General features: G+C 75.6%; 20 protein-coding genes. 10 read left to right on the forward strand and 10 right to left on the reverse strand.

Annotated elements, in window-relative coordinates:
• The first annotated feature begins 89 nt into the window (after positions 1 to 89).
• A complete protein-coding gene (locus ACI79G_RS20255; RefSeq protein WP_456882865.1) occupies positions 90 to 671 on the forward strand; it encodes an RNA polymerase sigma factor in 582 nt (193 codons plus the stop codon).
• Positions 672 to 739: 68 nt separating this feature from the next.
• Here ACI79G_RS20255 and ACI79G_RS20260 read toward each other — a convergent pair whose 3' ends face one another.
• Both ACI79G_RS20260 and ACI79G_RS20265 read right to left on the reverse strand, forming a co-directional pair.
• Positions 740 to 2098 (reverse strand): Dyp-type peroxidase, encoded by a 1359-nt coding sequence (locus tag ACI79G_RS20260; RefSeq protein WP_456882866.1) that lies wholly within the window; start codon positions 2096 to 2098, stop codon positions 740 to 742.
• Positions 2079 to 2528: a hypothetical protein gene (locus ACI79G_RS20265; protein ID WP_456882867.1), complete on the reverse strand. Its 450-nt coding sequence runs from the start codon at positions 2526 to 2528 to the stop codon at positions 2079 to 2081. Before ACI79G_RS20265 ends, ACI79G_RS20260 begins: the two co-directional genes overlap by 20 nt.
• Before the next feature lie 160 nt (positions 2529 to 2688).
• Here ACI79G_RS20265 and ACI79G_RS20270 point away from each other — a divergent pair, with 160 nt between their 5' ends.
• The 4 genes from ACI79G_RS20270 to ACI79G_RS20285 all read left to right on the forward strand — a co-directional run bounded on the left by ACI79G_RS20270 (position 2689) and on the right by ACI79G_RS20285 (position 5328).
• Positions 2689 to 3411 carry an AfsR/SARP family transcriptional regulator gene (locus ACI79G_RS20270; RefSeq protein ID WP_456882868.1) on the forward strand — a complete coding sequence of 241 codons (723 nt, stop codon included), beginning with the start codon at positions 2689 to 2691 and terminating at the stop codon, positions 3409 to 3411.
• Positions 3412 to 3532: 121 nt separating this feature from the next.
• Complete coding sequence (locus ACI79G_RS20275) at positions 3533 to 3994, forward strand: hypothetical protein (protein ID WP_456882869.1); 462 nt, start codon at positions 3533 to 3535, stop codon at positions 3992 to 3994.
• A 271-nt stretch (positions 3995 to 4265) separates the two neighbouring features.
• Positions 4266 to 4898 carry an RNA polymerase sigma factor gene (locus ACI79G_RS20280; protein WP_456882870.1) on the forward strand — a complete coding sequence of 211 codons (633 nt, stop codon included), beginning with the start codon at positions 4266 to 4268 and terminating at the stop codon, positions 4896 to 4898.
• Positions 4867 to 5328 carry a hypothetical protein gene (locus ACI79G_RS20285; RefSeq protein WP_456882871.1) on the forward strand — a complete coding sequence of 154 codons (462 nt, stop codon included), beginning with the start codon at positions 4867 to 4869 and terminating at the stop codon, positions 5326 to 5328. Before ACI79G_RS20280 ends, ACI79G_RS20285 begins: the two co-directional genes overlap by 32 nt.
• Positions 5329 to 5439: 111 nt before the next feature.
• Here the strand turns inward: ACI79G_RS20285 and ACI79G_RS20290 are convergent, their stop codons facing one another.
• From ACI79G_RS20290 to ACI79G_RS20305, 4 genes are all read right to left on the reverse strand, one after another.
• Positions 5440 to 5922 carry a hypothetical protein gene (locus ACI79G_RS20290; protein WP_456882872.1) on the reverse strand — a complete coding sequence of 161 codons (483 nt, stop codon included), beginning with the start codon at positions 5920 to 5922 and terminating at the stop codon, positions 5440 to 5442.
• Between the two features lie 54 nt (positions 5923 to 5976).
• Complete coding sequence (locus tag ACI79G_RS20295) at positions 5977 to 6567, reverse strand: hypothetical protein (protein WP_456882873.1); 591 nt, start codon at positions 6565 to 6567, stop codon at positions 5977 to 5979.
• Positions 6568 to 6673: 106 nt separating this feature from the next.
• Positions 6674 to 6889, reverse strand: coding sequence for a hypothetical protein (locus ACI79G_RS20300; protein WP_456882874.1), 216 nt, complete (start codon positions 6887 to 6889; stop codon positions 6674 to 6676).
• A 298-nt stretch (positions 6890 to 7187) separates the two neighbouring features.
• On the reverse strand, positions 7188 to 7526 hold the full coding sequence (locus ACI79G_RS20305; protein ID WP_456882875.1) for a WhiB family transcriptional regulator: 339 nt from the start codon (positions 7524 to 7526) through the stop codon (positions 7188 to 7190).
• 255 nt (positions 7527 to 7781) lie between these two features.
• Between ACI79G_RS20305 and ACI79G_RS20310 the strand changes: the two genes are divergently transcribed.
• Complete coding sequence (locus ACI79G_RS20310; RefSeq protein ID WP_456882876.1) at positions 7782 to 8969, forward strand: cytochrome P450; 1188 nt, start codon at positions 7782 to 7784, stop codon at positions 8967 to 8969.
• 9 nt (positions 8970 to 8978) lie between these two features.
• Here the strand turns inward: ACI79G_RS20310 and ACI79G_RS20315 are convergent, their stop codons facing one another.
• The 3 genes from ACI79G_RS20315 to ACI79G_RS20325 all read right to left on the reverse strand — a co-directional run bounded on the left by ACI79G_RS20315 (position 8979) and on the right by ACI79G_RS20325 (position 10628).
• Positions 8979 to 10019 carry an App1 family protein gene (locus tag ACI79G_RS20315; RefSeq protein ID WP_456882877.1) on the reverse strand — a complete coding sequence of 347 codons (1041 nt, stop codon included), beginning with the start codon at positions 10017 to 10019 and terminating at the stop codon, positions 8979 to 8981.
• Positions 10020 to 10080: 61 nt separating this feature from the next.
• Positions 10081 to 10374, reverse strand: coding sequence for a hypothetical protein (locus ACI79G_RS20320; RefSeq protein WP_456882878.1), 294 nt, complete (start codon positions 10372 to 10374; stop codon positions 10081 to 10083).
• 104 nt (positions 10375 to 10478) lie between these two features.
• Complete coding sequence (locus ACI79G_RS20325; RefSeq protein WP_456882879.1) at positions 10479 to 10628, reverse strand: hypothetical protein; 150 nt, start codon at positions 10626 to 10628, stop codon at positions 10479 to 10481.
• A 302-nt stretch (positions 10629 to 10930) separates the two neighbouring features.
• Between ACI79G_RS20325 and ACI79G_RS20330 the strand changes: the two genes are divergently transcribed.
• The 4 genes from ACI79G_RS20330 (at position 10931) to ACI79G_RS20345 (ending at position 20233) form a co-directional block, all read left to right on the forward strand.
• Positions 10931 to 11746: a beta-ketoacyl-ACP reductase gene (locus ACI79G_RS20330; RefSeq protein WP_456882880.1), complete on the forward strand. Its 816-nt coding sequence runs from the start codon at positions 10931 to 10933 to the stop codon at positions 11744 to 11746.
• A 75-nt stretch (positions 11747 to 11821) separates the two neighbouring features.
• Complete coding sequence (locus ACI79G_RS20335) at positions 11822 to 17311, forward strand: ATP-binding protein (RefSeq protein WP_456882881.1); 5490 nt, start codon at positions 11822 to 11824, stop codon at positions 17309 to 17311.
• A 25-nt stretch (positions 17312 to 17336) separates the two neighbouring features.
• Complete coding sequence (locus ACI79G_RS20340) at positions 17337 to 19304, forward strand: 3-oxoacyl-ACP synthase III family protein (RefSeq protein ID WP_456882882.1); 1968 nt, start codon at positions 17337 to 17339, stop codon at positions 19302 to 19304.
• 68 nt (positions 19305 to 19372) lie between these two features.
• The gene (locus tag ACI79G_RS20345; RefSeq protein ID WP_456882883.1) at positions 19373 to 20233 is read left to right on the forward strand and encodes an alpha/beta fold hydrolase; all 861 of its coding nucleotides are present in this window, start codon (positions 19373 to 19375) and stop codon (positions 20231 to 20233) included.
• Here the strand turns inward: ACI79G_RS20345 and ACI79G_RS20350 are convergent.
• On the reverse strand, positions 20230 to 21327 hold the full coding sequence (locus tag ACI79G_RS20350; protein ID WP_456882884.1) for a hypothetical protein: 1098 nt from the start codon (positions 21325 to 21327) through the stop codon (positions 20230 to 20232). The genes ACI79G_RS20345 and ACI79G_RS20350 overlap by 4 nt on opposite strands.
• Positions 21328 to 21793: the final 466 nt, after the last annotated feature.

The following is a 21793-nucleotide window of genomic DNA, read 5'->3' on the forward strand; positions in this document are numbered from 1 at the left end:
CCTCCGGTCCCGGCTGACGCCCGGCTAACACGGCCCCCCGACGCTCCCGTCCGACGGCGAGGCAGCCGTCCGGGACGAGGGGAGCCGCCATGGACGCCGCAGAGGTGACCGGCCTGGTCCGGCGCGCCGCTCAGGGTGACCAGCGGGCGTGGCAGGGGATCGTCGACGAGTACAGCGTCCTGGTGTGGTCCGTGGCGCGGGGCTTCCGGCTCAGCGAGGCGCAGACGGCCGACGCCGTCCAGACGACCTGGCTGCGGCTGGTGGAGCACCTGGCCGAGATCCGCGAGCCGGAGCGCCTGCCCGGGTGGCTGCGGACGACGACGCGCCGGGCCTGCCTGGCGGCGGCCCGCCAGTCGCACCGCGAGTCCCCGGTCGACGCCGCCGAGCCGTGCTCGGCCTTCGACCACGGCGGCCACACCGACGACGGGCCGGAGACGAGCGCCGTGCGGCAGGACCAGCAGGTCCTGGTCCGCCGGGCCGTGGCCACCCTCCCCCCGCGGCACCGGGCGCTGCTGGGCATGCTGGTCAGCTCGCCGCCGGTGAGCTACGAGGAGATCAGCGCCGGCCTCGGCATCCCGGTGGGCAGCATCGGCCCGACCCGGGCCCGGATCCTGGGCCGGCTGCGGACGGCGCTGGAGACGGCGGGCCTGCACGACGCGGCGCTGACCTGAGCCGCCGTCCGCCTCCCGCTCGGTGATCCCACGGGGACGCCGAGCGCGAGGCGACGCGTCCCGCCGCGTCACCGGCCGGCCAGGTGGCGGATCCCGGTGAGGCTGGGGAGGAAGACGTAGGCGCAGCCGCGCGTGGTGACCAGCCGCGGCAGGTCGGTCAGCTCGGCCCTCCTCCCGGAGGCGCGGAAGCGGAAGGTGCCCCCCGCGCCCTCCCCGGCGCCGGTGCCGAGGAAGGGGTCCTGCGTGCGGCCCAGCCCGGGCGCGAAGAGCCCGTCGTGCGCCCACTCGGCCATGAGGAACTCGAACTGGTCGCGCAGGCTGGCGCCGATGAACAGGCCGACGACCCCGCGCTCCTGCCCGTCGCGCGGCCGGGCAGGGTCGTGGGGCGGGCCGTAGGTCAGCCCGCGCCGGACGATGCGGTGCTTGGAGCCCCCGTTGCCGGCGACCCGGGAGTCGCGCGGGTGCATCCGCCGGACGTGCGCGCCGATCGGGCAGCGATCGCCCCGCTCGTCACCGGCGTAGTCGAAGTCGTTGAGCGCCTCGGGCGGCAGGTGGGAGTCGACGTCGGGGGAGAGGACCAGCGGCGTCCCGCTCCGCCACCGCCCGCACAGCTTCGCGGCGACCAGCTCGGGGGACATGCCGGTGCGCCGTGACTGCTCGGCCAGCAGCGCGCAGAAGGCGTCGACGTCCTGGGCCATGACCCGGAACGCCGCGAAGCTGCCGTTGCGGCCGAGGGCCGGCGGGTCGGGGACGGGGTAGCGGTGGTCGGTGAACTGGCTGGGGTGGCCGAGCAGGAAGGCCCCCGTCGGCTGGACCGGCAGCCGGTCCGGTGGGCCCGGCGGCGGGGCGGGGGCGACGGTCGGTTGGGAGATGCCGTCCACGTACCCGAAGTGGTCGGTCCGGTTCGGCAGCAGGTCGGCGTCCACGCGGTCGAGCTCGGTGAGCCCGGGTGCGGTCCCGGCCAGGAGGGCGTCGGTGGCCCGTTCGCGCGCCTCCGGCGACACGGCGGACAGCGAGAGCAGCAGGTGGAGGCCCGGCCCGGTGAACACCGGCCGCCAGTGCGCGGGGTCGCTCGGCCCGACGTCCCCCACGACGCCGGCGCGGGCGACGGCGCCCTGGGTGAACTCGGCGGGGAAGCCGGACAGCGACGCCCCCAGCACCTCGAGCCCCTCCGCGGTGACCGCCACGTTGAGGCAGGAGTCGGGCCTGACCTCCCACGGGGTCGCCGTGGTGACCTGCGGCCGGCCGGGCGTGCCGTCGACCAGCGAGCCCAGCAGCGCCCGGGCGGCCGGCACCGAGTCCACGCGCATCAGCAGGTGGCGCGCGTGGGGCATGGTGTAGCCGCGGACGACCAGCCCCTGCACGTCGGCCAGGTCGAGCACGTCGGCGTCCCCCGGGACGCTGCGGTCAGCCGGCGTCGTCAGCACGGATGTCCAGGACCGATCGGGTGGGGTAGGCGCTGTAGAAGGGGCCGACGCACCCCAGGTCGTGCCGGCGCACGTAGGCGAGGAACTCCTCGGGGTGCTGCTGCACCGGCAGCGGCGGCGGGTCGGCCATGTGCCGCAGCAGCATGTCGAACACCGGCCCGATGTGGTTGACGAAGTCCATGATGTAGCGCTCGAAGTCGCCGTCGTAGGTGGTGATCACGGCCAGCCGCTCGTCGTCGAGGAAGACGAACCGGGCGAAGTGCACGGTGCCGATCGCGTCGAGCGCGGTGATCACCGGGTTCTCCTCCCGCGGCAGCGCCTGCAGCCGGTCGACCTCCGCCCGCAGCGCCTCCCGGGCCTCGGGCCGGACGGGCATGACGAGCGTCAGCGGGTTCTGCACCGTCGTCCCGGTCGTGGTTCCCCCGGTCATGGACGGACCTCCCTCGTCCCGCGGACGACGAGGTGCCGCCCGGACCAGCGACGATGCGGGGACGGCGTCACCGCATCGTCACGTCCGCGTCACCGCCCCCGCCGTATCAGCGGGGCCGCCGCCGTCCTCTGTCGGTCGGGCACCGCCGGAGGGGGAACTCATGGACGCGCGGATCGACCTGCTGGACGGCTTCACCCTGCTCCCGGAGCGAAGGCGACCGACCGGGCGGGACGTCGTCCCCCGTGCCGTGCAGCGGCTGGTCGCCTTCGTCTGCCTCGCCGGGCGGCCCGGCCGGGCAGCGGTCGCCGGGCAGCTGTGGGGCGACGTCCCGGAGGAGCAGGCGCAGGCGAGCCTGCGGTCGGCGCTGTGGCGGCTGCACCGCGTGGCGCCGGGACTGCTCGACACCGCCGGGGGCGCGCTCGCGCTCGCCCCCGGTGTGGGCGTCGACGTCCGTGAGCTGGTCGCCTGGGCGATCCGGACCCGGGACCCGCGCACCGACCTCGACGACCTGGACCTGCCGCCCGCGGACCTGCTGGGCGACCTGCTGCCCGGTTGGCACGACGACTGGGTGCTCGTCGAGCGGGAGCGGCTGCGGCAGCTGCGGCTGTACGCGCTGGAGACCCTCGCCGCACGGCTGGCCGCGGCGGGCCGACCCGGCGACGCGGTGGCGGCGGCCCACTTCGCCGTGCGCGGGGAGCCGCTGCGGGAGAGCGCGTACCGCCTCCTCGTGCGGGTCCACCTGGCCGAGGGCGACGTGGCCGCCGCCGTTTCCGCCTACCGGCAGTTCCGCACGCGGCTGCGCGACGAGCTCGGCATCGACCCGACCGACCAGCTGACCCGCCTGGTCGCCCACCTCGGCGAGGGACGGCGGCTGGCCTCCTGAGGAAGCACCGACGGCGGTGTATCAGCCGAGCCGGACGGGCGCTCTGTCCGACGTGGGCCCGGCCACGGTCTCGGGGGGGTGGCCGGGCCCGCGCTCCCACCGAGAGCCCCGGAGGTCGGCCATGACCACGCAGTCACCCGGTCCGGCAGACCCGCGCCGCGACGTCCCGTACGGGGAGCTGCTCAGCGGGCTGCGCCGCCTCATCCGGACCGAGGGCCGCCGCTACCTCGACGACCCGAACATCACCTCGATCGGCCTCGGGCACCGGGTGGTCGGGGGCCGGCCGACCGGCGAGCTGGTGGTGCAGTTCACCGTGGAGGAGAAGCGCGCCGAGCCGGAGGCGCTGGCCGCGCTGGGGACCACCCCCGTGCCGGAGGTGGTCACGGTCGCCGGCGTACGCGTGCCGACCGACGTGCTCGAGCGCCGCTCGCAACCGGCCCTCGCCTCCCCGGCCACCCCGGTCCCCGGCGAGTGCCACGGGACCGTCGACGTCCCCGCCGGACGGTCCCCGCACCCCGCGGCGCCCGGTGGGACCCCCGACCCGGTGAGGAGGGGTCGTGCCCATCCGGCGCGTGCGGTGTAGTCCCGGCACCCGGGACACCGCCGGCCGGCACCGCTGGGGCCGGCCGTGCCCGACCGGCCGAGGCACCCCGCGGACGACGCCGGTCCCGGTCGACGTGCGCAGGACGTCGTCCTGAGCGGAGCCGTCGGGGTCGGACGACGTCGTCCGCACGCCCCACCCGATCACGGCCCTCCCGGTATCTCCTGGCCCTCCGCGTCCTCTGTCCGGGGAGAACCGGTCAACACCCCGCTGCGGGACGCTCTGCGCCCCTCGATGGCAGGAGGTGGCACGCATGCTCGTTGACGACGACGTCCCCCAACTGGTCACGGCCGCGTCGCGCGGTGACCAGGGGGCGTGGAACGCCATCGTCGACCGGTACCTGCCGCTGGTGTACTCGGTGACGCGCGCCTATCGGCTCGCCCGGAGCGACGCCGAGGACGTCAACCAGACGGTGTGGCTGCGCCTGGTGGAACACCTCGACCACCTCCGCGAGCCGCGTGCCCTCCCCAAGTGGATCCTGACGACGGCCCGGCACGAGTGCAGCCGCCTGAGCAGGGCCGGCCGCCGCGAGCAGCTCGTCGACCCGCTGACCGACCGCACCCTCGACGCCGCGGTCGACGACGAGGTGGTGGAGACCGAGCTCCTCCGGGCGGAGCGGCAGCAGGCGTTGCGGGACGGCCTCGCGCAGCTGCGCCCCGCGGACCGCCGCCTGCTGGTGCTCCTGGCGGAGGACCCGCCGCGGACCTACCGCGAGATCTCCGAGCTCACGGGTATGCCGATCGGGAGCATCGGCCCGACCCGGGCCCGGTGCCTCGAGCGGCTGCGAGAGACCCCTGCCGTGCGCGCACTGCTCGCGGGAGAGTCTGCGGCAGCCCACACGGGAGGGGACCGGGATGAGCGCGCACCCACCGCACAACGGCGATGACCCGCTGCTCGCGGAGCTGGCGGAGGCGTGGAGCGCGGCACGGGCCGTACCCGAGAGCATGCGGGTCGCGGCCCGTGCGGCGTTCGCCTGGAGGACCGTGGACGAGCTCGAGCTCCTCGTCCTCGCGCACGACTCGGCGCTCCGGACCGACGCGGGCGACGTCCGCGCCGCTCCCTCGGACGGCCCGCGCGAACTGGTCTTCCGGGGCGCCGCGCTGTCCGTGGAGCTCGAGGTGGGCGCGGACGTCATGGGCCAGCTCGTCCCGCCGGGGCCCGGCCGGGTGACCCTGGCCGGTCCCCTGGCGGTCCTCGCCGAGGCGGACGCCGACGCGCTGGGCTGCTTCCGGCTGCCCCGGCCGGAGTGCGGACCGGTCCGGTTGGTGTGCCGGACGGACGACGCGGCCGTCACCACCGGGTGGCTCCGGCTGTAGCGGCGAGCGGGGCCGCCGTCGTCGCGTCCGCTGCGGGTTCCGTCCGCGTCGGCGCCGACGCGCCCCCGAACCCGGCGCGGCCGGTTCAGCGTAGGCCCGCGGCAGGCCCGGTCACCGCCACGCGCCCTCCGGCCCGGGGCCGACCCAGGCGGTGACCACGCGGGCGCCCGCGGCGGTGCGCAGGTGCAGGCGGAAGCACCCGTGGGGGACGGGCCGGAGGACGAAGCACCCCAGGGCGTCGATCTCCGCGGACGCCCGGTCGCCGTCCATGGTCTGCAGCTGCACCCGTCCCGGTCCCCGGGGGACCACCTGCCCGAGCAGGCGCTCCCCGTCGAGCTCCACCTCCACGGTGAGGTCGGTGGCGACGAAGGTCAGGTCCCGGAGCGCGGCCACGTCCTCCCGGCCCCTCCAGCGGGTCCCCGGGACGGCGGCGCGGTCCCGGGCGAGGGTCGCCAGCTGGGCGTCCCGCGTGCGCCAGTCGTAGGCCGCCCGGGCTGCCACCCGGAACTGCGCCGGGACCGCCCGTGCGGCGAGTACGGCCTCGGCGAGGGCGCGCTCCAGCCCCGCATCGTCTCTCGTCCACCCTCCGCGCACGTCCCTCAGCTCCTCGTCCGCTCGCTCCGGTCGCGGTCGCCGGCGTCCCCTCCCTCACGGTCGGTCTGCGTGGACGTCGTGGCCGTCCCCGTGGCGGCGGGGTGCGATGCGGCCGAGCGCCCGCCGTGCCGTTGCGCGCTCCTCCTGGGCCACCCGGCCGTCCTCCCGCTGGGCGTCGAGCACGGCCCCGGGTGTCCGCCGCGGCACCCGGCCGGCGACGACGGTGGCGTGCCCCGGGACCGGCCGGGAGGGCGCCTGGGCCCGGACGGGGCGTCCTGTCACGCAGCTGCCGCCGAGCGCCGGGTCGGGCCCCATCGCGCTGTCCAGGACGCCGACGGTGAGGGGCGCGAGGGGGCCGTCGGGGCGGAGCTCGAGCGGTACCGCACCCACCGGCTCCGGCGCGCCGTCGCTGCCGCCGATGTGGGGCAGGTCGGCGTCCGGCAGGTCCCGGACGCCCCGGGAGGCCGGACCGGGCACCGTCCGCAGGGTTCGGCCCAGCGCGGGCAGCGGCTGGTCGGTCCCGGTCACGTCGGGGGACCCGCTGTCGGCCAGCAGGTCCACGACGACCCGCCGGTGCTCGGTGTCGACCGCGATCTGCTCGCGGTCGAACCGCTCGCCCCGCCGGACTCCTGCGCTCGAGGTCATCTCGTCCTCCCTGGTCGCTCCCGTGCCCATCCGGAGCGGACACGGGGCGCCGTGATACGAGGCGCTCGGGCGCGGTCGGCTCCAGGGAGGCCGGCGGCCGTCCTGCTCAGCGCACCGCCCGCCCGGCGTGACAGGCCTCGAGGTACAGGTCGAGGACGACGTCGACCCGGGCCGAGCACTCCTCGACGGCGGCCCGGTGCTCGCGGCTGTCCCGGTCGCGCCGGCGCAGCCGGGCCCGGGCGAGCTCGGCGCAGGCGGAGGCGAAGTCGGCGCCGAGCTGGTCGGCGAGGCTGCCGAGGACGACCGGCGGGAACGTCTGCACCGGGGGCTGCAGGGAGGCCCCCGTCCCCGGTCCGGCGCCCGTCACGGGTGCACCCGGCGGGGGGCGAGCGCCACCAGCGGCCGCGGCGGCAGGAGCAGTCGATCGAGCACCGTGCGCCTCCTCTCGTGCCCGGCCGGCGGGGACACCGCCGGCCGGCGGTCCTGTCGGCCCCGCCCCGCTCCGGGGGCGCGTCGGCCGGTACCCACCTGAGCAGCGGCCGGCCCGCCAGATACCTCGCCGGCGCCGGATCCCGTCCGGGTGAGCGCCGTGGTGCGGCCCGGCGGGAGGCGGGTCCGGGTCAGGCGCTGAGGTGGGTGCGCTGCTGCAGGCGCAGCCGGCGCCGCTCGCGCTCGGAGAGACCGCCCCAGATGCCGAAGCGCTCGTCGTTGGCCAGGGCGAACTCCAGGCACTCGGCCCGCACCGTGCAGCCGCTGCACACGCGCTTGGCGTCTCGGGTCGAGCCGCCCTTCTCCGGGAAGAACGCCTCCGGGTCGGTCTCCGCGCACAGCGCCTCCAGCCGCCACGACGCGTCGCCCGCGGGGGACAGGTCCGTCCACGGCGAGGCGGAGGGGGTGGCGGCGGGGGCGTCGGACCAGCCGGGGACCAGGGAGAGGTGCGGGCGGGAGAACGTGGACACGGAGGGCTCCTCGGGGAAGGGGGAGTCGGACGGGTGAGTGACGGACCGGTACGGCCTCGTTGCTGTACGTGACGTTACGGAACGCGGGCGCCCGGAGGCACTGGCAGAAATGGGCCGAAAGCGCGGGCCCGTTCTGGCGGCATCTGTCGGTGCCCGCACCGACCGGCGCGTCGTCCTGCCGCACCAGTGCCGCTCGCCCCTGGTGGTCGGTGCGGGAGGGGAGGACCGTCGGACCCCTCCCCGGAGGTGACCCGCATGACGACCACCCGACCCTCCTTCGACGAGTTCCTGGCCTGGCTGGAGGCCGGCCGGGACCAGGGTCAGGTCCACTTCGACGAGCACCAGCAGTGCTGGCACGTGCTCGGCCACCCGGAGGCGAGCACCGTCCTCTCCGACCCGGCCGTGTTCTCCTCCGACCTCACCGCCCTGCAGCCCGCCCAGGACGACTTCGCGCTCTTCCAACGCGGCAACCTCGTCCGGATGGACCCGCCGCGGCACCGGACGCTGCGCTCCCTGGTCAGCCAGGCGTTCACCCCCCGTGTCGTGGCCGACCTCGAGCCGCGCATCTCCGCACTGACCACCGAGCTGCTGGACGAGGCCGGCGAGCGCTTCGACCTCGTCGACGCGCTCGCGTACCCCCTGCCGGTCATCGTCATCGCCGAACTGCTCGGCGTCCCGACCTCCGACCGGGCGCTCTTCCGCCGGTGGGCCGACGTGCTGCTCGGTCAGGAGATCGACCCCGACCAGGCGCTGCTCGAGGCCGGGGAGCAGGCGATGAGCGCCGTCGCGCCGGTCGTCCGGGAGATGAACGAGTACTTCCTCGCCCACATCCGGTCCCGGCGGCGGCGCCCGGGCAGCGACCTGACCAGCCGCCTGGTGCAGGCCGAGGTGGACGGCGAGCGGCTGGCCTACGAGGAGATCGTCGGCTTCGTCGGCCTGCTGCTCGTCGCCGGCCACATCACCACCACCGCGACGCTGGGCAACGCCGTGCTGGCCTTCTCCGACGCGCCCGAGGCCGCCGCCGCGGTGCGCGCCGACCCGGCGCTGCTGCCGGCCGCGATCGAGGAGGTGCTGCGGCTGCGGACGCCGTTCCCGCGCCTGGCCCGGCTCACCACCACCGACGCGTGGGTGGGCGGCGCGCGCATCCCGGCCGGTCAGGTCGTGCTGCCCTGGCTGGCCGCGGCCAACCGGGACGGCCGGGTGTTCGCCGAGCCGCAGCGCTTCCACCTGCACCGCCGGCCCAACCCGCACCTGACCTTCGGGCACGGCGTCCACTTCTGCCTCGGCGCGCCGCTGGCCCGGCTCGAGGCCAGGGTGGCGCTGCGCCTGCTGTTCGAGCGCTACCGCGACGTCGAGGTCGCCGCCGACGAGCCGGTCGAGCACCGCAACCCGTGGACGATGGTCGCCGTCACCCGGCTGCCGCTCGTCGTCCGCCCCGCCTGACCCGCCCGCCTACCCCCGGAGCGCGGGTGCGGCGAGCACACCGGCACGGTCGAGCAGGTCGGCGAGCGCCCGGCCGTCGCCGGCGCGGACGACGGGGACGGTGCCGACCCGCTCCTCGGTCTCCGGCGGGGTCGTGCCGATCGGGGCGACGGTGCGCAGCGCGATCGCGGCGACGTGCTCCGGGTGCGACCGGGCGAAGTCGCCGTAGACCTCCGGGTCGTGCTCGCCGTCGTCGCCGACGAGGACCCACCGCACGCCGGGCAGGTCGCTCGCCAGCCGCTCCAGCGAGGCCCGCTTGTGCGCCCGGCCGCTGCGGAACCAGGCGCGCGGGCTGATGCCCCAGTCGGTGAGCAGCAGGGCGCCGGCGGGGAAGCCGTGCCGCTCGAGGAAGGCGGAGATCGGGCCGGCCAGGTTCCACGGCCCGTTGCTCAGGTAGACGACCGGCGCGGAGGCCCCTGCCGCGGTCAGCCGGGTGAGCAGCGCGGCCATGCCGGCGACCGGACGGCGGGTCGAGCCGTTGCCCGCGAAGGTGCGCCAGGCGGCGCGCAGCGGGTGGCGGATGCCGGTGATCCAGACGGTGTCGTCGATGTCGCAGACGACGCCGCGCGTGGCGTCCGGGGCGGCGACGTGCAGCGGTGCGGGCACCGGCGGGCGGCCCTCCGGGTGCAGCAGCGCCGCCGCCCGCCCGGACGGCAGCTCGGCGGGGACGACGAGGTCGACCAGGCCGGCCTCGTCGGCGCGGGCGCGGACCCGCAGCCCGTCGAGGGTCACGTCGACCTCGCCGTGCGGCTGCTCGAGGGTCAGCAGCCGGCGCCACCCCGGGATGTCGAGGCGGGCGTTCGGGTCGCTGCCCGGCGGGGCCAGCAGCAGCCGCCCGCGCACCCGCGCCCGGCCCTGCGCGGCGTAGCCGGGGTAGCCGAGCGCGGCCGTCGTCCAGCCGCGGGCGCGGGCGCGCTCGGCGAGCACCCGGTCGAGGTGCGTCTTGGCGCGGTTGGCGGCGACGAGGGCCCGCAGCGACCAGCCCGGCGGGGGAGCGGGCTGGTCGGGCACGGGCACCTCCGTCGGGACGTGCGCCGACCGTACTGACCCGTCGCCGGTGCCGCAGGTCCGGTCAGGCCGCCCTCGGGGTCTCGCCGGAGGTGCTGCAGTCCGATCCGAGCTCGTACGGCCGGTACTCCACGGCCCAGCCCGGGCCGGCGTCGCGGACGACGGTGTGCGCCCCGGTGACCGCGTACATGCAGGAGGAGTCCGGGTCGCTGCCGACCCACGGGTCGATGGTGTAGTCGGCCCCGCCCGTCGGGTCCGAGCAGCCGCCGCAGCGGTCCTCCACCACGGAGTACGCGCGGACCGGCGGGACGTAGAAGACCGTCCCGACGGGGGACTCGTCGCCCCCCGCGTAGCCCACGGCGAGCGTGATCGGGTCGTCGAACGTCCCCGTGCCGCCGGCCCTGCGGCCGGAGGAGGTGGCACGGGTCCCGGCGGGCGAGTTGTCCTCCAGGCTGTACCCGGTCAGCCACGCCGTCTCGACCCCTCGTGCGGCTCCGAGCCGGGGTGGGCGGCGGCCTGCGGAGCGGCGACCGTCGGCACCAGGACGGCGGCGCACAGGCCGGTCAGCCCTGCGGCGGCCGTGGTCACGGTGCGGCGGGTCGGTGCCCTCATGGCGTTCCTGTCCGTCGAGGGCGGGAGCGCGGGCCACTCTCCCGCCCCCGACGCACGGCCACGACTCGACGGCGGGGGTCCGGACGGGCAGCCCGCGCGTCGACGACCGCGCGTGTCGGACACGCGCACCGGCCTGCGCGACGGCGCGCCGTGTCGTCGCAGGAGGGAGCCGGGCCCTGTCTTGCCGTACCGCCCGCACGGCACCATGCTGCCCGTACCCGCTGCCGGAGCCGACGGCGTCACCAGTCCACCAGCTCCGGCCAAGGAACGAGGCGTACGCGCCCGAGCCGCAGGAGGAGCCGGTGACAGCGACCCAGGAACGGACCAGCAGGACGGGCGACAAGCTCTCCGGCCGGGTGGCGTTCGTGACGGGCGGCACCCGGGGGATCGGCGCGGCGATCTGCCGCAGCATGGCCGCCCAGGGTGCCGACGTCGCCGCCGGCTACAGCGGCAACGACGAGGCTGCCGAGCGCTTCCGCAAGCAGTTCTGCGACGACTTCCCCGACCAGGGCTTCTCCGTGCACAAGGGCGACATCGCCAACCCCGACGACTGCCGACGCACCGTCGCCGAGGTCATCGAGAAGCACGGCCGGCTCGACATCCTGGTCAACAACGCCGGCATCACCGCCGACCGCACCGTGCTGAAGATGACCGACGACGACTGGCGCCGGGTCATCGACGTCAACCTGTCGGGCGCCTTCTACCTGTCCCAGGCCGCCCTCAAGCACATGCTGGAGCGCGGCACCGGGCGGATCGTGATGATCTCCTCGGTCATCGGGGAGATGGGCGGCATCGGGCAGTCCAACTACGCCTCGGCCAAGGCCGGGCTGCTGGGCCTGACCAAGACGCTGGCCCGCGAGGCCGCACACCAGGTGCAACGCTCCGGCAAGGCCGACGGCCTGGGCATCACCGTCAACGCCGTCACCCCCGGCTACACCGCCACCGAGATGCTCGGGACGGTGCCGGACAAGGTCATCGATCAGCTCAAGGCCAAGACCCCGATCGGTCGGCTGGGCGAGCCCGAGGAGGTCGCCCGCGTCGTGCACTTCCTCGCCGCGGACGCCTCCGGCTACATCACCGGGCAGGTCTGGGGGGTCAACGGCGGCCTGGACATGTAGCCGCACGGACGTCCAGCCGCAGGGCTCGCCTTCCACCACCGCCACTAGCACCACCGACCAGGGAGAGGTGTCCGGGTGTTCGACCGCATCGCCGTCGTCAACCGTGGGGAGCCGGCGCTCCGGCTGATCCGTGCGGTGCGGGAGCTCAACGCCGAGCACGGCACGCGGACCCGCGTCGTGGCCCTGCACACGGAGGCCGAACGCCGGGCGACCTTCGTGCGCGCCGCCGACGAGGCGGTGCTCCTCGACGACAGCGGCGCCGGGTCCCCGTACCTCGACCACGCCGAGCTGGCCCGCGCGCTGCGGGCCAGCGGTGCCGACGCGGCGTGGGTCGGCTGGGGCTTCGTGGCCGAGGACCCGGCCTTCGCCGAGCTGTGCGCCGACCTCGGCGTGGCGTTCGTCGGGCCGCCGCCGGAGGCGATGCGCCTGCTCGGCGCCAAGATCGAGGCCAAGGTGCTCGCCGAGAAGGTCGGCGTCCCCGTCGCGCCGTGGAGCCACGGCCCGGTCGAGGGGCTGGACGACGGCCGCCAGCACGCCGAACGCATCGGCTACCCGCTCATCGTCAAGGCCCGCAGCGGCGGCGGCGGGCGCGGGATCCGCGTCGTCCGCTCGGAGGCCGAGCTCGACGAGGCCCTGACCCGCACCCGGTCCGAGGCGGAGAAGAGCTTCGGCGACCCGGTCGTGTTCATGGAGCGGCTGGTCGAGGGCGGCCGGCACGTCGAGGTCCAGGTCATCGCCGACCAGCACGGCACGGTCTGGGCGCCCGGCGTGCGTGACTGCTCGGTGCAGCGGCGCAACCAGAAGGTCATCGAGGAGTCCAGCTCGCCGGCGCTCAGCCCCGAGCAGGACGCCGCCCTGCGCGAGTCCGCCGTCGCGCTCGTGCGGGCCGCGGGCTACGTCGGCGCGGGCACCGTCGAGTTCCTCTACCAGCCGGAGGAGCAGCTCACGACGTTCCTCGAGGTCAACACCCGGCTGCAGGTGGAACACCCGGTCACCGAGGCGACCACCGGCCTGGACCTGGTGAAGCTGCAGCTGCACGTGGCCGGCGGCGGCCGGCTCGAGGGCGACCCGCCCCCGGCCACCGGCCACGCCGTCGAGGCGCGGCTCACCGCCGAGGACGCCGAGCAGGGCTTCGCCCCCGCACCCGGCCAGGTCGAGCTGCTGCGCCTGCCGACCGGGCCCGGCGTCCGCGTGGACACCGGGATCAGCGAAGGCGACGTCATCCCGCCGCAGTACGACTCGATGATCGCCAAGGTGATCACGTGGGGCCGGGACCGCCCCGAGGCGCTCGCCCGGCTGCGCTGCGCGCTGCGGGAGACCACCGTCGTGCTGCGCGGCGGCACCACGACCAAGTCGTTCCTGCTGGACCTGCTCGACCGCCCCGAGGTGGTGTCCGGCACCGCCGACACCGGGTGGCTGGACCGCGCCGGCACCGTCGGCACCCCCCGGGCGTCCGAGACCGCGTGGGTGGCGCTGGTGCAGGTGGCGCTCGACCTGGCCGAGGCCGAGGAGGAGCAGGAGCGGCTGGCCTTCCTCGCGTCGGCGCGGGGCGGCCGGCCACGGGCGCCGCACGAGGTCGGCCGCACCATCGAGCTCGGCATGCGCGGCCAGGTGTACCGGCTGACCGTCGCCACCGTGGACCGCGACCGTTACCAGGTCGGCCTCGACGGCCGGGTCGTCGACGTCCGGGTCGACCGGCTCGGCCCGCTGGAGACCCGGCTCAGCACCGGTGGACGGCGGTACTCCGTGGTCGCCGCCGAGGCGCCCGGGTCCTCCCTGGTGGAGGTCGACGGGGAGACCCACCGCGTGAGCCGCGACGTCGGCGGGGTGGTCCGCGCACCCGCGCCGGCCGTGGTCGTCGCCGTCCGCGCGGGGGTGGGCGACGAGGTGGAGGCCGGCCAGCCGATCGCCGTCCTCGAGAGCATGAAGATGGAAACGGCGGTGCGGGCGCCGTTCGCCGGCCGGGTCCGCGAGGTTCGGGCCGCGGTCAACAGCCAGGTCGACGCCGGCGCGCCGCTGCTGACCCTGGAGCGGACCGGCGGCGAGGTCGAGGAGGCCACCGGGGAGCGGGTGACCCTGCCCGGCACCGACGAGACACCGGACGGCGACCCGCGGGCACGAGCGCTGGACCGGCTCGCCGCGTTGCGGGCGCTGGTCACCGGCTACGACGTCAGCGGCCGGCACGCCAAGCGGCTGGTCGCCGAGTACGCCGCCGCCCGCGACGAGCTGCCCGCCGACGACGCCCAGCTGCTGCACGCCGAGCTCGACGTCCTGGTCACCTTCGCCGACATCTCCGAGCTCTCCCGCAACCGCCCGGCCAGCGCGGAGGAGGAGGCCGACACCCAGGTCCACAGCCCGCGGGAGTACTTCCACGCCTACCTGCACTCCCTGGACGCCGAGCGCGAGGGGCTGCCGGAGGCCTTCCGGGCCCGGCTGCGGCGGGCGCTGGCCCACTACGGCGTCGAGGACCTCGAGCCCAGCGCGACGCTGACCGAGGCGGTGCACCGGGTGTTCCTCGCCCAGCAGCGCGTCGGCGAGCAGCTGCCCGCGGTCTCGGCGCTGCTGGACCGCTGGGTGACCGCCGAGCTGCCCGAGGGGCCGGCGCGCGCCGAGGTGGGGGAGGTGCTGGACCGGCTGGTCGTCGCCACCCAGCTGCGCCACCCCTCGCTGGGGGACCTGGCCCGCGCCGTCCGCTACCGGCACTTCGAGGAGCCGCTCGTCCGGGCGGCCCGGCAGGAGGTCCTCGACCGGGCCGCGCGGCTGCTCGACGAGCTCGACGAGGCCGCGGCGCGCGGCGACACGACGGAGAGCATGCGGCGGATGGAGGCGCTGGTCGCCAGCCCCGAGCCGCTGGTGCGCCTGCTGGCGCAGCGCTTCGACCGCGCGACGTCCGTCCCGGACCCGGTCCTCGAGGTGCTCACCCGCCGCTACTACCGCAGCCGCAGCCTCGAGGACGTCCGGTCGACCCTGCTCGACGGGGACACCTGCGTCACCGCCGAGTACGACCTGAACGGCACCCGGCTGCACCTGCTGGCGCTGATGACCGACATGGCGCGCCTGCCCGAGGCGCTGGGGTCGGTGGCCGGCGCGCTGGCCGACGTCGCCGACCCGACCCAGGTGGTGGTGGACCTCTACGTCAACTGGCCCGACCGCCCGGCCGACGCCGACGAGCTGTCCGAGCACCTGCGGGGCGTCCTCGACGACGCCCCGGCGATGCGGACCGGCCGCCGGGTCACCGTCACGGTCTCCACCGCGGACGGCGAGGTCGAGACGGTCACCTTCCGCCCGGGGCAGGACGGCCGGCTGGCCGAGGAGCGGGTCGTCCGCGGACTGCACCCGCTCACCGCGCAGCGGCTCAACCTGTGGCGGCTGAAGAACTTCGACGGGGAGCGGGTGCCCTCGGCCGAGGACACCTACCTGTTCCACATCACGGGCAAGGAGAACCCGAACGACGAGCGGTTCATCGCCATGGCCGAGGTCCGCGACCTCACGCCGCTCCGGGACGAGGCGGGCGAGATCGTCGGCTTCCCCACGGTCGAGCGGCAGCTGACCTCCTGCCTGGAGAGCCTGCGGCGGGCGCAGTCGCTGCGGCGGTCCCGGCGACCCCTCGAGCACAACCGGGTCTACCTCTACGCCTGGCCCTCGATCGAGGTGCCGCTGTCGGAGGTCGCGACCTTCGCCCGCACCTCGGCGCCGCTGACCATCGGTGCCGGCCTGGACCAGATCGTGCTGTTCGCGCGGCTGCAGGAGGACGCGGGTCCGCCGCGCGACGTGGCGCTGCGCTTCTCCTTCCGGCCCGGCACCGGGCTGCGCATGGAGGTGACCGACCGGCCCACCGAGCCGATCCGCCCGCTGGACGACTACACCGCCAAGGTGCTCAGCTCGCGGGCCCGCGGCGCGCCCTACCCGTACGAGCTGGCGCCGCTGCTGGCCGGGCCGGAGGGCTCTTGGGTCGAGCACGACCTGGACGCCGACGGCCGGCTCGCCCCGGTCGAGCGCCCGCGGGGCCAGAACAAGGCGGGCATCGTCGTCGGCCTGGTGACCACGCCGACACAGCGCTACCCCGAGGGCATGACCCGCGTGGCCCTCTTCGGCGACCCGACGAAGGCCCTGGGCACCGTGGCCGAGCCCGAGTGCGCCCGGGTGGTCGCCGCCCTGGACCTGGCCGAGGAGCGCGGCATCCCGGTGGAGTGGTTCGCGCTCTCCTCCGGCGCGCGCATCTCCATGGACAGCGGTACCGAGAACATGGACTGGGTCTCCCGGGCGCTGCGCCGCATCATCGAGTTCACCCAGGCCGGCGGGGAGATCAACGTCGTCGTCACCGGCATCAACGTCGGCGCCCAGCCGTACTGGAACGCCGAGGCCACGATGCTCATGCACACCAAGGGCATCCTGGTCATGACGCCGGACAGCGCGATGGTGCTCACCGGCAAGCACTCGCTGGACTACTCCGGCGGGGTGTCGGCCGAGGACAACTTCGGCATCGGCGGCTACGACCGGGTGATGGGGCCCAACGGGCAGGCCCAGTACTGGGCACCCGACCTCACCGCCGCGCTCGACGTGCTCTTCCGGCACTACGACCACACCTACCGGGCACCGGGGGAGCGCTGGCCCCGGCAGGCCGAGACCTCCGACCCGCGCGACCGGGACGTCCGCGACTACCCGCACGACCACCCGGCGAGCGACTTCACCACCGTCGGGGACGTCTTCTCGGCGGAGAAGAACCCCGAGCGCAAGAAGGCCTTCGACATCCGGACCGTCATGCGGGCGGTGACCGACCAGGACCACCCGGTGCTCGAGCGCTGGGCCGGCATGGCCGACGCCGACACCGCCGTCGTCCTCGACGCCCACCTCGGCGGGCACCCAGTGGCCGTGCTCGGCGTCGAGTCGCGGCCGATCCCGCGGCGCGGCAGCCACCCGGCCGACGGGCCCGACCAGTGGACGGCGGGGACGCTGTTCCCGCGGTCGTCGAAGAAGACCGCGCGCGCCATCAACGCCGCCAGCGGCAACCGCCCCCTGGTCGTGCTGGCCAACCTCTCGGGCTTCGACGGCTCACCGGAGTCGCTGCGGGAGATCCAGCTGGAGTACGGCGCGGAGATCGGCCGGGCGATCACCAACTTCGACGGGCCGATCGTCTTCTGCGTCGTCTCCCGCTACCACGGCGGCGCCTTCGTCGTCTTCTCGGGCGTCCTCAACGAGGGCATGGAGGTACTGGCCGTCGAGGGCTCCTACGCCTCGGTGATCGGCGGCGCGCCGGCCGCGGCGGTCGTCTTCTCCCGCGAGGTCGACAAGCGCACCGCCGCCGACCCCCGCGTGCAGGAGCTGGAGGCCGCGATCGCCGCGGCCGACACCGTCGAGCAGGCCCACCTGCGCTCGCAGCTGGCGACCCTCCGCAGCGCGGTCCGGTCGGAGAAGCTGGGTGAGGTCGCCGCGGAGTTCGAGGCCGTCCACGACATCGAGCGGGCCCGCCGGATGGGCTCGGTGCACGCGATCATCCCCGCTGCGGAGCTGCGCCCCCGTCTCATCGCCGCCGTCGAGCGCGGGATGGAACGCGCCGCCCGCTGAACCGCCCGACACAGAGAGGACTCTCGTGAACGCGTTCGTCCTGAACCGGCACGGCCGCATGGTGTTCCCGTCGAACATCATGCCCGAGTTGGACTTCTCCACCGTGGAGACGCTCGAACAGCTCGACAGCGTCATCCGCCGGGACTTCGAGACCAAGGCCCCCAGCGGCACCGAGATCCTCGAGCGGGTGCGCACCGGGGCCTACGCCACCCGCTACGACCTGATGCGGGACATGGCCCTGAACCTGTTCTGGGCCAACCGCTTCTCGATCACCATGTACGACAAGCGGCCCACCCGCTGGGCCGACGTCCCCCGGTCGCGCTCGGACGTGTTCCTCCCGGTGCTGGAGCCCTGGGAGGACGGCGAGACCAAGATCGCCGCGGTGGAGGAGGCCTACCCGCAGCTGCCGTCGCGGTGGGACGAGGGCTGCGAGGACCGGATCTTCGACATCCTGTTCGACGTCTACGGCCACCGGAAGCACCACGCCTCGACGCTGCCGGCGGTCAAGCCCACGGTCGCGGAATTCCTGGAGCAGCCGGGCGCGCTGACCTTCCGGCTGCCGGACTACGACCCGGACTACCCGGTCTACGACTACACCGACATCCTCGACGTCTCCGAGGACGTGCCGGAGCTCGAGGCGCTGCACCGCTGGGCGATGGTGCTGCACAACCAGTACCCCTGGGACCGGTCGAAGATGGAGCTGGCCCGGGCCGACGACCTGAAGGACGACGACTACGTCGTCGCCTTCCACCCGCGGGACAAGGAGGTGCGGGCCTTCCTGCGCCGGCTGCGCGCGGGTGCCGAGCCCCGGCACGTCGCCGGGCCCCGGGAGTCCCGGCCGCCGGTGCGGCCCTACCCCGAGCTCGACGTGCGGCAGCGCTTCTCGGTGCAGCCGCGGATCGAGGCGCTGGCCGCGGTGCACGGCGACCAGGTGTGCAGCAACGACGACCTGATCCGCAACACCGCCTACAACTGGTCGCCGATGAGCGCCGACGAGATCTCGTCCAAGACCGGCATCGAGCAGCGCGAGTACAGCTCGCTCCCGCTGGAGGACCTCGCCCTCGAGGCCGCCGAGGCCGCACTGGACAAGGCGGGGCGGCAGCCGGAGGAGATCGGCGCCGTGCTGGTCTGCACCTGCACCAGCTCCCGGCTCATCCCGTCCCTGGCCACCTACCTGTGCGGCCAGCTCGGGATGCACCAGGTCTACGCGGCCTACGACATCATCGCCGCCTGCGCGGGCATGCCCTACGGCGTCGCCGACGCCGTGCGGATGCTGCAGGAGGTCGAGCGGCCGGTCCTCGTCGTCTGCGTCGAGAAGTTCTCCGACAAGATCGGCAACGTCCGCACCTCGCGGATGATCTTCGGCGACGGCGCGGCGGCGCTGGTCGTCGGCCCGGCCCCCGAGGGGACCGAGGGCGACATCGACTACATGAAGACCTACGCCAGCGGCCCGGCCAGCGAGGTGAACTCGATCCTCTGGCCGAACCCCGAGTTCGACAACAACATCACGGTGTTCGGCCCCCAGGTGAAGGCGCTGGCCGGCCGCTACCTCTCGCAGATGATCGACGAGCTGGGGCAGCTGCCGGCACCGGACGGCCGGGACGGGTCGCTGATGGACGCCATCGACCTGATCGTGCCGCACCAGGCGAACAAGACGATGGTGATCGGCCTGGCCGAGCGGGCGGGGCTGACCGCCGACCAGCTCTACTTCAACATCGAGAAGGTCGGCAACACCTCCTCGGCGAGCATCCCGCTGGCCATCCACGACGCCGTGCGCGACGGGGTGGTCACCGGGCCGGTGCGGGTCTTCGCGCCCGGGTTCGGTGCGGGTGCCGTGGCCGGGTACGCCGTGATGCGGGTCGACCCGGCGGTGGTCGCCGTCCAGGGGGCGTCCGCGCCGCACGAGCACGGTGCCGAGATGCCCGCCCCGGCGCCGGCCGACGAGACGCAGCCCGGGTCGGCCTCGGAGGGGATGCGGGAGGCCTTCACCTGATGGAGGACCTCCCTGCCCCCCGCCACTCGCGAGCTCACGGCGGGACCCCGCAGGGAGGTCACACGACGGTGCGCGCCGCGGACGGCACGCGGCTGCGCGCCTGGACCAACGACGGGGACGGTGTCCCGGTCCTGCTGTGCAACGGTCTGGGCGCGCCGCCGGCGGCCTGGCCGCGGGTGGTCGATCGGGACAGCGGCTTCCGGGTCGTCACCTGGGCGCACCGCGGTCTGGCCGGCTCCGAGCGGCCGGCCGACCGCAGCCGGGTGCGGGTCGAGGACCACGCCGACGACGCCCGCGCCGTCCTCGACGCCTTCGACATGCCGTCGGCGACGGTCGTCGGCTGGTCGCTCGGGGTCAACGTGGCGTTCGAGCTCGCGCTGGAGCAGTCCTCGCGCGTCCGGTCGCTGCTCGCTGTCGCCGGCGTGCCGGGCGGGAGCTTCTCGGCGATGTTCGCCCCCTACGGCGTGCCGCGGCGGCTGCGGGCGCCGGCCGGCCGGCTGAGCAGCCGGCTGCTGCCGGTCGTGGGCCCGCTGCTGCCGGTGGTCGTGGCCAGCCTGCCGCCGTGGCACGAGCTGCTGACGCCGGCCGGGTTCACCGGGCCCGCGCGGGAGGCCACCCACCCGGCCGCGCTGTACCAGGTGCTGCACGAGTTCTCGCGGCACGACTGGCGCTGGTACCGGCACCTGGCCCTGGCCGTCGCGGAGCACGCGCCGCTGGACGTCGCCGGGGTGAGCTGCCCCGTCACGTTCGTCGCCGGCCGCTACGACACCCTGGTCGACCCGGTCGACGTCCGGACGGCGGCCGAGTCGGTGCCCGGCGCCCGGCTCCGCACGCTGGCGGGCACCCACTTCGTGCCGCTGCAGTACCCCGAGGTGATGCACGCCGAGCTGCGCGGGCTGGTCGCCCGGGAGCTCCGGGACGGGCCCTAGCCGGCACCGCGGCCCCGCCCGTCGGCTGCCGGGACGGCGCCGTTGCCGGGCAGGGTCTCGCTCCCGGCGCGGACGCTGCTCAGGACGGTGTCGGCCTGCGCGTCGACCAGCCGGGTGAACAGCTGCTGCGCGTAGCCGAAGACCAGCGCCCACGCCAGGATCTGCGCCGAGGTGTCCAGAGCGGTCAGGCCCGGGAAGAACTGGCCGCGCACGAGCAGCAGGCCCAGGACCGCCGTGATGGCCGCCGTCGGCAGCTTCAGCAGGGCCACCGCGACCGGGATGCCGTGCGGCTCGGAGGAGCCCCGCAGGTTGCGCACCGCCGCCGCGGCGGCGATGGCCCCGGCGGTCAGACCGATCACCTCGACGAGGAGCACGTCCAGCGGCCGGACCGTCTCACGGACGGCGTCGTCGACGTCGTCCCCTGGGCCGACCGGGGTCTGGGCGGTCGGGCACACCACGACGGTGCCGTCCTGCTGCTCCGGGGCGAAGCACGGCGGCAGCGTGGTGGGGCTCCTCAGCCCGATCAGGCACAGCGCCGCGGCCAGGAGGGTGAGCAGGACGGTGGCCACGATCAGCACGTTGCGGAAGCTGCGCAGGCGCATCTGCTCCCGCAGCGCCGCGGAGCCGGCGGCCCGGCTGGCCGTGGCGATCGTCAGTCTCTCGGCCTTGACCAGATCGAGCGGGTCGGCGCCCGACGGCGGCGTCCCCTCCGCGGCGTCCCCGAGGGAGCACACGCCGACCCGCCGGCCGAGCTGCTCGAGCTGCCGGCGCCGGTGGTCGGCCGGCGGCAGGTGGCGGGTCACGTCGTTGAGCACGCCGGGGAGCCGGCCCAGGAGGTACTCGGCGGGTGCGACGGTGAGCAGCATGCCCTCGGCTGCGTCGAGGTTGCTCATCGCGCGCTCCAGCAGGGCCTCGTCCCGGACCAGGCGACCCCGGACCTCGGCGGCCTCCCGGGCTGCGGCGAGGTGCACCGCGACGGCGTCCAGGATGGGTTCGTCGGCGTCCGAGGACTGGCGCGCCGCCCAGGCGCACAGGGCCTCCAGCTCCTTGACCCGCGTCAGCGTCCCCTCCCGCCACGCCCGCGAGGCCGGCACGCCGCCACCCCGCCGCCGGACGTCCCGCCACCGACGAGGTCGCCCGGACGCCCGCGGGTCGCGACCGGAGGTCCCGACCGCAGCCAGGACCGGCCCGCTCCCGTCGCTCGTCGCGGCACCCTCGGAGGACGTGACAGCCATCGCCCCACGGTCGCGGGCGCGCGTCACCACGCCGTCACGCCGCTCGCCGCGGCCGCCGCGGCCGGTGACGAGCGACATGACGCAGGCCGGGGACGCTCGGCTGGGCACCTGCTGCCCCGCCGAGGTCGCGGCCCGGCAGCACGTGCTGACCGGATTCCTCCTCCGGCGGGCTGCCGGCCGACCCGCAGCCGTAGAGCGGGACCAGCGCGGTGCTCGACCACCTGGTGGGGGGGGGCCGCGGCCCGGCCCGCCGCCCCCCGCCGCCGCGCGGGCGGCCGCGCCGGGGGGGTCGCGGGGCCCGGCGCTAGACCCCCGCGCCGGCGCC

Source organism: Geodermatophilus sp. SYSU D00779 (genome assembly GCF_054050595.1).